Below are 11,535 nucleotides of genomic sequence, written 5' to 3'. Positions count from 1 at the left end.
CGCATGTCTCCTGATGTTCTCAAGCTCATCTTCGGCCGGCTCACCTTCGAATCGCTGCCGCTGCACGAGCCGATCGTCGTCGCCACCTTTGCGGTGGTGGCGACCGGCGGCCTCGTCATGCTCGCCGGTCTGACCTATTTCCGCCTCTGGGGTTATCTCTGGAGCGAATGGTTCACCAGCGTCGACCACAAGCGCATCGGCATCATGTACATGATCCTCGGCATCGTGATGCTGCTGCGCGGCTTTGCCGACGCGCTGATGATGCGCTTGCAGCAGGCGCTCGCCTTCGGCGGTTCGGAGGGTTATCTCAACGCCCATCACTACGACCAGGTCTTCACCGCCCACGGCGTGATCATGATCTTCTTCGTGGCGATGCCGCTGGTCACCGGCCTGATGAACTTCGTCGTGCCGCTCCAGATCGGTGCGCGCGACGTGTCGTTCCCGTTCCTGAACAATTTCAGCTTCTGGATGACGGTCGGCGGCGCGGTGCTGGTGATGGCTTCGCTGTTCATCGGCGAATTCGCCCGCACCGGCTGGCTCGCTTATCCGCCGCTGTCGAACATCGGCTACAGTCCGGATGTCGGCGTCGACTATTACATATGGGGACTGCAGGTCGCGGGCGTCGGAACGACGCTGTCCGGCATCAACCTGATCTGCACCATCGTCAAGCTGCGGTGCCCCGGCATGACCATGATGCGGATGCCGGTGTTCACCTGGACCGCGCTCTGCACCAACGTGCTGATCGTCGCTTCCTTCCCGGTTCTGACCGTCGTGCTCGCGCTGCTGTCGCTCGACCGCTACGTCGGCACCAACTTCTTCACGAACGATTTCGGCGGCAGCCCGATGATGTACGTGAACCTGATCTGGATCTGGGGTCACCCCGAGGTCTACATCCTGGTTCTCCCCGCCTTCGGCATCTTCTCGGAAGTGACCTCGACCTTCTCGGGCAAGCGGCTGTTCGGCTACACCTCGATGGTCTACGCCACGGTAGTCATCACGATCCTGTCGTACCTGGTCTGGCTGCACCACTTCTTCACGATGGGGTCGGGCGCCAGCGTCAACTCCTTCTTCGGGATCACCACCATGATCATTTCGATCCCGACGGGCGCGAAGATGTTCAATTGGCTGTTCACGATGTATCGCGGCCGCATCCGTTTCGAGCTGCCGATGATGTGGACGATCGCCTTCATGCTGACCTTCGTGCTCGGCGGCATGACCGGCGTGCTGCTCGCGGTGCCGCCGGCCGACTTCGTCCTGCACAACAGCCTGTTCCTGATCGCGCACTTCCACAACGTGATCATCGGCGGCGTCGTGTTCGGCGCGTTCGCCGGTATCGGCTACTGGTTCCCGAAGGCGTTCGGCTTCAAGCTCGATCCGTTCTGGGGCAAGCTGTCGTTCTGGTTCTGGGTCACCGGCTTCTACCTCGCGTTCATGCCGCTCTATGTGCTCGGCCTGATGGGCGTGACCCGTCGGCTCCGTGTGTTCGACGACCCGAGCCTGCAGATCTGGTTCATCGTCGCCGGCATTGGCGCCTTCCTGGTCTTCCTCGGCATCCTCTCGATGCTGATGCAGTTCGCCGTCAGCTTCCTCAGGCGCGAGCAGCTCAAGGACGTCACCGGCGATCCCTGGGACGCGCGCACGCTGGAATGGGCGACCTCCTCGCCGCCGCCGGCCTACAACTTCGCCTTCACCCCCGTCGTTCACGACAATGACGCGTGGTGGGACATGAAGAGGCGCGGCTACCAGCGTCCGCTCCTTGGGTTCAAGCCGATCCACATGCCCAGCAGCACCGGTACCGGCATCATTCTCGCCGGCTTTGCCACCGCGATGGGATTCGGCCTGATCTGGTACATCTGGTGGCTGGCAGCCGCGAGCTTCATCGCGATGCTCGCCGTCGGCATCGGCCACACTTTCAACTATCACCGCGACTTCGACATTCCGGCCGACGACGTCATCCGGACCGAGGACGCGCGCACCAAACTGCTCGCCGGAGCCAAGTAAATGACTGTCGCTGTCAATCCCACGCAAACCGGCGAGCCGGTCTTCTACCTCGCCGACGAACACCCTCATCCGGAAGGGTACAGCACCTCGCTCGGCTTCTGGATCTATCTGATGAGCGACTGTCTCATCTTTGCGATCCTGTTCGCCACCTTCGGCGTGCTCGGCGGCAACTACGCCGCCGGCCCCGCGCCGAAGGATCTGTTCGAGCTACCGCTGGTCGCGGTCAACACCTCGATGCTGCTGCTGTCATCGATCACCTATGGCTTTGCCATGCTGACGATGCAGCAGAACAAGATCGGCCAGACCCAGATGTGGCTGGCGATCACCGGCCTGTTCGGCGCTGCCTTCATCGGCATCGAGCTCTCCGAGTTCGCCCACATGATCCACGAGGGCGCGACGCCGCAGCGCAGCGCCTTCCTGTCCGCCTTCTTCACCCTGGTCGGCACCCACGGCCTGCACGTCACCTGCGGCCTGATCTGGCTGGTGACCCTGATGGTGCAGGTCTGGAAGTTCGGCCTGATCGAGGCCAACCGCCGCCGCCTGATGTGCCTGTCGATGTTCTGGCACTTCCTGGACGTGGTCTGGATCGGCGTCTTCACCTTCGTCTATCTGCTGGGAGTTCTGCGATGAACACCGATACTCACGCCGCCCACGCGGACGATCATCACCACGGCGACAGCCATGCCCAAGCCCACGTCCACGGCTCGTTCTCGACCTACATGCTCGGCTTCGTGCTCTCGGTCGTGCTCACCGCGATCCCGTTCTGGCTGGTGATGAGCGGCGCGCTGCCGAGCAAGCAGATCACCGCGCTGGTCATCATGGCTTTCGCGGTCGTACAGATCGTCGTGCACATGATCTACTTCCTACACATGAACACGACGTCCGAGAACGGCTGGAGCATGATGGCGCTGATCTTCACCATCGTCATGGTGGTGATCGCGCTGTCCGGCTCGCTCTGGGTGATGAACCACCTCAACAGCAACATGATGCCGATCCACCAGATGACCGGAATGAAATGATCGAGACTCTGAAGTGAGCAAGACCCGGACCGTGACGAGCAAGACAAACAGGACGCGCCGCAACGCTGCGCGCCCGTCCTTGTGGCTCACGGTCCTCTCGCTCGCGGCCTTTGCACTTCTGATCGCGCTCGGCGTCTGGCAGATCGAGCGCCGCGCCTGGAAGCTGGCGCTGATCGACCGCGTCGAGCAGCGCGTTCATGCCCCGGCCCAGCCGATCCCGTCGCCGGCGACATGGCCGACCGTCTCCACCGCAAGCGACGAATACAGGCACGTCAGCGTCAGCGGCCGTTTCCTGCATGACCGCGAGACGCTGGTTCAGGCCGTCACCGAGGAAGGCCCGGGCTATTGGGTGCTGACACCGCTCAGGCGGGACGACGGCTCGCTGGTCTTGGTCAATCGCGGCTTCGTGCCGTCCGAGCGGCGCGACGCGTCGACGCGCCGGGACGGCAATCCGCAAGGCCAGGTCGAGATCACCGGCCTCTTGCGCGTGAGCGAGCCAAAAGGCGGATTCCTCAGGAACAACGTGCCTCAGCACAATCGCTGGTACTCTCGGGATATCGCCGCGATTGCGGCGGCACGCGGCCTCGACCACGTCGCGCCGTTCTTCATCGATGCCGACGCCGGATCACAATCCGGCAGCGGCCCAATCGGCGGATTGACCGTGATCAGCTTTCCCAATAACCACCTCATCTACGCGATGACGTGGTTTGCCCTGGCGTTCATGCTGGCCGGTAAACTTTTCGTCACATTCGGCGGCGGGCTGTTCCGCCGCAGGAAGCCCTGGAGCGGCTTCGCCCACGAAGCGGCCGGCGGCTCCGATGCTGTCGCCCGCAGGACGGGATCAGATGCTGGAACGATCGTCGAGCCCACCTGACGACGGAAGAACGCATGGCGCCGTCACGCTGCAATCGCAGGCGGACGCGCGCGGCGAGCTGATCGGCGCTGCACCAACCGACGACGAGACCAACCGCAAGAACATGGCGCTGCTGATCCAGCTGCGCTGGACTGCAGTGGTCGGCCAGATCGTGACCATCGGCGGCGTGCATGTCTGGCTCGGCATTCCCCTGCCCCTCACCCGCATGGGCGCGGTGATCGGCGCACTGATTTTTCTCAACGTCTCCAGCCTCGTCTGGGTGCGCCATCGCGCCGCGATCACCAACAACGAGCTGCTGGTCGCCTTGATGCTGGACGTCGCCGCGCTGACCGCGCAGCTTTACCTCAGCGGCGGCGCGACCAATCCCTTCACCTCGCTGTTCCTGCTCCAGGTGACGCTGGGCGCGGTGTTGCTCGATGGCCGCTCGACATGGTCGCTGGTCGCGTTGACCTGCGCGAGCTTTGTCTGGCTGACGGTCGCCTACCGGCCGCTCGACCTGCCGCCGAATCCGCTCAGCGAAACCTATTCGTTGACCGTCGCGGGCATGTTGCTGGGCTTCGTCCTCAACGCCGTGCTGATCGTCGTGTTCGTGACCCGCATCAACCGGAACCTGCGCGAGCGCGACGCGCATCTCGCGGCGCTGCGCCAGCATGCGGCCGAGCAGGATCATATCGTGCGCATGGGCCTGCTCGCCTCCGGCGCGGCTCACGAGCTCGGCACGCCGCTCGCCTCGCTCTCGGTCATCCTCAGCGACTGGCGCCGCATGCCCGACCTCGCCGCCGATCGGGAGCTGGCCGAGGACCTCGCGGAGATGGAGACCTCGCTGCAACGCTGCAAATCGATCGTGACGGGCATCCTGGTCTCGGCGGGCGAAGCCCGCGGCGAAGGATCGTCGCCGACGACGGTGACGGCTTTCGTCACCGCGCTGGTGGAAGAGTGGCGCGACGCGCGCTCGGCGCGCACGCTGTATTTCGTCAACACCTTCGGCGAGGACGTCGCGATCGTCTCGGACGTCGCGCTAAAGCAGGTGATCTTCAACGTGCTCGACAATGCCTACGAAGTCTCGCGCGACTGGGTCGAGCTCGTTGCCGAGCGCGAGGGCGATAATCTCGTGCTGTCGATCAGCGATCGCGGCCCCGGCTTTGCGCCGGAGATGCTGGCACAGCTCGGAAAGCCCTATCAATCAAGCAAGGGCCGCGCCGGCGGTGGGCTCGGCCTGTTCCTGGTGGTGAACGTGGTGCGCAAGTTAGGGGGCAGCGTGACCGCCGAGAACCACAGGAAGCGCGGCGCCACCGTCCGCCTGACGCTGCCGCTCGCAACCCTCGCGATCGGAGGCAGCTTTGACGCCTGACCGCTCGCTCATCGTCGTCGAGGACGATGGCGGCTTCGCGCGCACGCTGAAGCGTTCGTTCGAGCGCCGCGGCTACGAGGTCGTGCTCGCCGCCTCGATCGAGGAGGTGCGGAAAGTTCTGGAGGAGCGATCGTTCGGCTATGCCGTCGTCGACCTCAAGCTCGGCGGCGCCTCGGGGCTGGCCTGCGTCGAGCTCCTGCACACGCACGATCCGGAGATGCTGATCGTGGTGCTGACAGGCTTTGCCAGCATCTCCACTGCCGTCGAGGCCATCAAGCTCGGCGCATGCCACTATCTGGCAAAGCCGTCGAACACCGACGACATCGAGGCCGCCTTCAACAAGGCCGAAGGCAATGCCGAGGTCGCGCTCGACAGCCGGCCGACCTCAATCAAGACGCTGGAATGGGAACGCATCCACCAGACCCTGATCGAGACCGATTTCAACATCTCGGAAGCCGCAAGACGGCTCGGGATGCACCGGCGCACGCTGGCAAGGAAGCTCGAGAAACGGCCGGTGAAGTGAGGCTTGTCCCTAACAAGCGCGAAGCCCAAACAAAAAGCCCGGCCAATGGCCGGGCTTTTGATCTGTTGCGATGAACGCGCGAGACGCTTACGCGGCCTCGTCGGCGACCGTGGCGCCGCCCTCGGTCTCGTCGCTGTCGCCTTCGGCATCCGTATCGGCCTCGCCTTCGGCAGCTTCGGACTTGGCGCCGGTGCGGCGCGGGCTCTTGGCGAGCTGGGCCTCGATCTCCTTGACCGCTTCGGTCTCGGTCGAGTGCTGCACCACCGCGATCTCGCGGGAGAGACGGTCGAGCGCGGCTTCATAGAGCTGGCGTTCGCTGTAGGACTGCTCGGGCTGTGATTCGGAGCGATAGAGGTCGCGCACGACTTCCGCGATCGCGACGATGTCGCCCGAATTGATCTTCGCTTCGTATTCTTGGGCGCGGCGCGACCACATGGTGCGCTTGACGCGGGCACGGCCCTTGAGTGTCTCAAGCGCACGCTTCACCAGCGCGGGATCCGACAGCTTGCGCATGCCGACATTGGCGACCTTGGCGGTCGGCACGCGCAGCGTCATCTTGTCCTTGATGAAGTTGATGACGAACAGCTCGAGCTTCGCGCCGGCGATCTCCTGCTCCTCGATGGCGAGGATCTGGCCGACACCATGAGCGGGATAAACGACGAATTCGTTGGCCTTGAAGCCCTGACGCTGGGTCACGACCTTCTTTTCCTCGACCTTCGGCGCCGCAGCCGCGGGCTTCACGGCCGGCTTGGCGGCAGCGACAGGAGCCTTGGCAGGAGCAGCAGCAACAGGAGCCTTCGGCGCGGGCTTGGCAGCGGGAGCCTTCGCAACAGGGGCCTTGGCGGCGGGCGCCTTGGCAGCAACAGGCTTAGCGGCAGGCTTGGCAACGGTCGCTTTCGCGGCCGGCTTGGCAGTCTTGTTAGGCATTGCGCTTCTTTTGTTCTTCGAGGACTTTGCAGCCGGCGCCTTCGTCGCGGTCCGACCCTTGGATGCGCTACGGCTGGCCGCGGCGACTTTCTTGGCGTCCTTATGGGAAGCCTTCGCTGAAGTACTCTTTTTACGCGTTTTCTGTGACACAGCCTGCGCGCGGAAACTGCCACGCCCCTGTTCGACATTTGGTTTCACGGGAACCCAGCGGGGCCGACAGGGCTGACGAGGGTTCGGCTCAATGTGCCCAATATAGCACATTTCCCGCAAAAATCAATGATTTAGGGGTCTTGAGGGCTGGTTTTCGGCGGTAACGCCGCTAATAGGGTTAAGTTTGACCCGAATTAATCGCCGGAGCCGGGGTTCGACGAGAAATACTTGTCGAACTTGCCGTCCACGCCCTCGAATTCCTTGGCGTCGGCAGGTGATTCTTTCTTCTGGGTGATGTTCGGCCAGCTCTTGGCGTAGTCGGCGTTGACGGTGAGCCACTTTTCCAGGCCCGGTTCCGTGTCCGGCTTGATGGCGTCGGCGGGGCATTCCGGCTCGCACACGCCGCAGTCGATGCACTCGTCAGGATGGATGACGAGCATGTTCTCGCCCTCGTAGAAACAATCGACCGGGCAGACCTCGACGCAGTCGGTGTACTTGCACTTGATGCACGCTTCAGTGACGACGTAAGTCATCCAACGCTCCGAAAAGCTCTTTTAAAAGTCGCGGCTTGCGTAGCGCGGATGGCCGGGCGCCGCAAGGTCGGGAACGGCCGATCATGACGGCTTTGCGCGTTTGATCGACCAAGAAATGAATTCAAAGCGCAATTAATTGCGCTGAGAACTTGGCGTGCCTTCACTCAGCTCTTCGTAGAGCACACGGGCCGAGGCGGCATCGCCGCGGCGCTCGTTGAAGGCGATGACTTTCAGGACGCGCACGGTGCGATCGAGCGCGATGGTGAGCACGTCGCCGATCTTGATCGCATGCCCCGGCGATTTCTCGCGTGTGCCGTTGACGCGAACTTGGCCGGACTCGACAAGCTCGGCGGCGGAGGTGCGCGCCTTCACCACCCGCGCGTGCCACAGCCATTTGTCGATGCGTTGCCGCTCCGTCGTAGGACTACTCCTTGCGCCCGGACAGCTGCTCCTTCAGCGCAGCCAGCTTTGCGAACGGCGAGTTCGGATCGACCGGACGATCGCGCTCGCGCGGGGTGGCGCTCGATGCGTAGGGGCGCAGCGACGGCCCGCCCTGGCGGTCGCGGCCCTTGTCGCGGTCGCGGCCACGATTGTCGCGGCCCTTGTCGCGATCGCCGCCGAACTTGCCCTTGTTGCGATCCTTGTTGTCGCGGTCCTTGTTGCCGCCATTCTTGCCCTCGAAGCGACGGTTCTTGTCGTCGCGCCCCTCCGGACGCGGCGCAGCTTCGGCGCCACCTTCGCGTGGCTTGCGGAAGTCTCTGCCGCCATCGCGACCCGAATCTCGGCGATGACCGCCGCCATGGCGATGACGCTCACCGCGCTTCTCGCCGTCGGCGGCCGGCGCGGCTTCGCCTTCGGCAGGCGCGGCACCTGCTTCGGCAGTCGCCTGCGGACGCGGCTGGTGATGACGCTGGTTGCGATGGCGCTCGTGGCGAGGCTTGCGATCGTCGTGACGGCCGGCGGGACGCCAGACCTCGATGAGCTCGGGTTCAGCGGGCGTGGCCGCGGCCTCCACGGGCGCAGCCGCATCGGCCGACAGAGCGGCTTCTGTTGCAGCAGTCTCTGCAGGCGCGGTTTCGGCGGAAGCGGCTTCGGCAGCTTCAGCGGCGTCTTCGGCCGGTGGCGCAATGCTGGGAGCATCTTCCGGAGCGACGGGAGCCTCAGGAGAAGCCTCAAGCGCCGGCCGTTCGTGCGCGGGCTCGTCGTGCTGCTCCATGGCGGGCGCGTCTTCGACGGTAACAGGCTCGGCGGCGGCTTCGATCGCCGTGTCGGCCGGCGCCGCGCCGTCTTCGACCGGCGTTTCGGTTGCTGCCGTCTCGGCCGGAGCCTCAGCAGCGGCTTCAGGCCCCTCGGCAACAGCCGCAGCGGACTTGACCGGCAGCGGCGGGCGCTTGTCCATGCGGTAGCCGAGCGCGCGCAGCACGGACGCAAAATCTTCGCCGGCCGAACCGGTGAGCGAGGTCATCGCCTGCGTCACGACAAAACTGCGGCCGTCGAACGCACCCGCGGGCTTTTCGCCGGACGCGTTCTCGCGCCAGGCCAGCGCCGGGCGGATCAGATCGGCAAGGCGCTCCAGAATGTCGACGCGCACGGCGCGCTCGCCGGCCTGCTTGTAGCCGAGCACGCGATAGGCATCGCGCGGCAGCTGCTTGTCGACCGGGAACGAGGTGCGGCCCGAGCTTGCCAGATGCTGCGCGCCCGACAGCGCGGAGGGATCGACATTGTCCTGCTTCAGGGCCCAGAGCAGCGCGGCCAGCGCACGCCCGGCCGGCTTGAGCAGGCCGGGGAAATAGAGGTGATAGGCGCCGAAGCGGACGCCGTATTTGCGCAGGACCGCGCGCGAGGGCTGGTCGAGGTCCTTCAGCTCGTTGGCGATCTTCTGGCGCTCCAGCACGCCGAGCGCCTCGACGAGCTGAAAGGCGATGCCGCGGGCGATGCCGGTGACGTCCTCGGCCTTCGACAGTTCGAACAGCGGTCCGAGCAGCTTCTCGATATGCGTCTTGAGCCAGAGCTCGAGCCGGGCCTGCACCTTGTCGCGGGGCGCGCCGGTGAGGCGTTCGTCGGAGATGATGCGGATGCGCGGATGCAACGCGTCCTCTGCGGCAGACAGCCGCGCCACGGCGTCGCCGGTCCAGCGGATGATGCCTTCCGAGGTCAGCACGAACTGCTCGTCCGGCGCGTTGCCCAGTTTTTCGGCGCGCGCGTTGATCTCGCCGGCGAGCACGGCCTGCGCTGCAGCCTGCAACGCTTTCGCATCGGAGCCGGCTTCCGCCGCATCCGGTGCAAAGGTGAAGCCATCGAGGCGGCCGATGACATGGCCTTCGACGATGACTTCGCCGGTCTTGCCGATTTCCGTATTCAAGCTCGTGTTCTCCCGCAGGCGGCGCATCAATACACTGGTCCGGCGATCAACGAAACGCTCAGTCAAGCGTTCGTGGAGCGCATCCGACAATTTATTTTCGATCTCCCGCGCGATTCCCTGCCAGCGTTCCGGATCTTTCAGCCAATCGGGCCGGTTGGCGACGAAGGTCCAGGTGCGAATCTGCGCGATCCGGGCCGAGAGCGTGTCGATATCGCCGTCGACGCGGTCGGCCTGGTCGATCTGGGTCCTGAACCAGGCGTCGGGGATGCATCCCTTGCGCATCAGGAAGCCGTACAGCGTCGTCACCAGCTCGGCATGGGCGGCCGGCGACAGCTTTCGATAATCCGGAACCTGGCAGGCCTCCCACAGCCGTTCCACGGCGTCCTTGCCATGCGCGACATCGCGCACCTCGGCGTCGCGGGCGGCGTGGTCGAGCACGCGCATGTCCTCGGCGATCGGCGCGCGCGTCAGCGCCTCATGGCCGGGGCCGACGTTCAGGGACACCTGGAGCGCGCCGAGAGAGGCGAAATCCAGCTTCGAATTGCGCCATTGCAAAACCTTGACGGGATCGAAGGTGTGGTTCTGCAGCGCGTTGACAAGCTCGGGCTCGAACGGCCCGCAGCGGCCGGTGGTGCCGAAGGTGCCGTTGCGGGTGGCGCGGCCGGCGCGTCCGGCGATCTGGGCGAATTCGGACGGCGTCAGGCGGCGGAACTGGTAGCCGTCGAACTTGCGGTCGGAGGCGAAGGCGACGTGGTCGACGTCGAGATTGAGGCCCATGCCGACGGCGTCGGTGGCGACGAGGTAATCGACCTCGCCGTTCTGGAACATCGCCACCTGCGCATTGCGGGTGCGCGGCGACAGCGAGCCCAGCACCACGGCGGCGCCGCCGTGCTGGCGGCGGATCAGCTCGGCGATGGCGTAGACCTCGTCGGCCGAGAAGGCGACGATGGCGGTGCGGCGCGGCTGCCGCGTGATCTTGCGGTCGCCGGCGAATTCCAGCTGCGACAGGCGCGGCCGCGTGATCATGGACACGCCCGGCAGTAGCCGCTCGATAATGGGCCGCATCGTCGCGGCACCCAGCAGCAGCGTCTCGTCGCGGCCACGACGGTTGAGGATGCGATCGGTGAAGACGTGGCCGCGTTCCAGATCAGACGCGATCTGCACCTCGTCCACGGCGAGGAACGAGACGTCGAGATCCCGCGGCATCGCCTCGACAGTCGAGACCCAATAGCGCGGCGATTTCGGCTTGATCTTCTCCTCGCCGGTGACGAGCGCAACGGCCTCGGAGCCGACCCGCGCGGCGATCTTGTTGTAGACCTCGCGCGCGAGCAGGCGCAGCGGCAGCCCGATCATGCCCGAGGGATGCGCGAGCATCCGCTCGATCGCGAGATGGGTCTTGCCGGTGTTGGTGGGCCCGAGCACTGCAGTGACGCCGGCGCCGGGGAGCCGCTCGGAAGCGAAGGGGGAGGAAGAAAAGGGCATCTGGGGGATAGGTAATGGCGATTGGGGCGAATGTCAGTGCTGTTTGGGGCAACCCTCATCCTGAGGAGCGCGTCAGCGCGTCTCGAAGGATGAAGGCCCGGATGGTTCCGCCGAGGGAGCCGGGCCCCTCGCCCTTCGAGACGGCCGCTTGCGCGGCCTCCTCAGGGTGAGGGGATCGGACGGCGGAGAAGGCGGCGCTCCCCAGACCTCGCGCAACTGTCTCACTTTGCGACGCTTTTCCCTATCTTCTTAAGCTTAGGAACGAGTTGTGAACGAATCGCGGCCGAATCGCTGACTCCCGGTTGAGTCCTGT

At 65.0% G+C, this 11,535-nt stretch carries 10 protein-coding genes; 6 read left to right on the top strand and 4 right to left on the bottom strand.

The features are described 5' to 3' along the window. Positions 1–3: 3 nt before the first annotated feature. The 6 genes from cyoB to IVA88_RS01850 are packed head-to-tail and all read left to right on the top strand — an operon-like array spanning position 4 to position 5,768. A complete protein-coding gene (cyoB, locus tag IVA88_RS01875; RefSeq protein ID WP_247495608.1) occupies positions 4–2,001 on the top strand; it encodes a cytochrome o ubiquinol oxidase subunit I in 1,998 nt (665 codons plus the stop codon). Then, positions 2,002–2,631: a cytochrome o ubiquinol oxidase subunit III gene (gene cyoC / locus IVA88_RS01870; protein ID WP_247495607.1), complete on the top strand. Its 630-nt coding sequence runs from the start codon at positions 2,002–2,004 to the stop codon at positions 2,629–2,631. Next, positions 2,628–3,020, top strand: a complete 393-nt coding sequence (gene cyoD, locus IVA88_RS01865; RefSeq protein WP_247495606.1) for a cytochrome o ubiquinol oxidase subunit IV — start codon at positions 2,628–2,630, stop codon at positions 3,018–3,020. The genes cyoC and cyoD overlap by 4 nt, the downstream gene beginning before the upstream one ends. Before the next feature lie 13 nt (positions 3,021–3,033). After that, complete coding sequence (locus tag IVA88_RS01860; protein WP_247495605.1) at positions 3,034–3,894, top strand: SURF1 family protein; 861 nt, start codon at positions 3,034–3,036, stop codon at positions 3,892–3,894. Next, positions 3,866–5,245, top strand: coding sequence for an ATP-binding protein (locus IVA88_RS01855; protein WP_247495604.1), 1,380 nt, complete (start codon positions 3,866–3,868; stop codon positions 5,243–5,245). Before IVA88_RS01860 ends, IVA88_RS01855 begins: the two co-directional genes overlap by 29 nt. Then, a complete protein-coding gene (locus IVA88_RS01850) occupies positions 5,235–5,768 on the top strand; it encodes a response regulator transcription factor (protein ID WP_247495603.1) in 534 nt (177 codons plus the stop codon). Before IVA88_RS01855 ends, IVA88_RS01850 begins: the two co-directional genes overlap by 11 nt. Before the next feature lie 87 nt (positions 5,769–5,855). On the opposite strand, the gene IVA88_RS01845 is transcribed toward IVA88_RS01850, so the two are convergent. The 4 genes from IVA88_RS01845 to IVA88_RS01830 form a co-directional block, all read right to left on the bottom strand. Further along, positions 5,856–6,695 carry a CarD family transcriptional regulator gene (locus tag IVA88_RS01845; protein WP_247495602.1) on the bottom strand — a complete coding sequence of 280 codons (840 nt, stop codon included), beginning with the start codon at positions 6,693–6,695 and terminating at the stop codon, positions 5,856–5,858. A 344-nt stretch (positions 6,696–7,039) separates the two neighbouring features. Next, positions 7,040–7,378, bottom strand: a complete 339-nt coding sequence (fdxA, locus tag IVA88_RS01840) for a ferredoxin FdxA (RefSeq protein ID WP_247495601.1) — start codon at positions 7,376–7,378, stop codon at positions 7,040–7,042. 132 nt (positions 7,379–7,510) lie between these two features. After that, the gene (locus tag IVA88_RS01835) at positions 7,511–7,780 is read right to left on the bottom strand and encodes an RNA-binding S4 domain-containing protein (protein ID WP_346657552.1); all 270 of its coding nucleotides are present in this window, start codon (positions 7,778–7,780) and stop codon (positions 7,511–7,513) included. A 22-nt stretch (positions 7,781–7,802) separates the two neighbouring features. Beyond that, positions 7,803–11,222 carry a helicase-related protein gene (locus IVA88_RS01830; RefSeq protein WP_247495599.1) on the bottom strand — a complete coding sequence of 1,140 codons (3,420 nt, stop codon included), beginning with the start codon at positions 11,220–11,222 and terminating at the stop codon, positions 7,803–7,805. Positions 11,223–11,535: the final 313 nt, after the last annotated feature.

This window comes from Bradyrhizobium sp. 149, from assembly GCF_023073915.1.
GTDB lineage: Bacteria > Pseudomonadota > Alphaproteobacteria > Rhizobiales > Xanthobacteraceae > Bradyrhizobium.
This window is presented reverse-complemented; position numbering and strand designations above follow the sequence as displayed.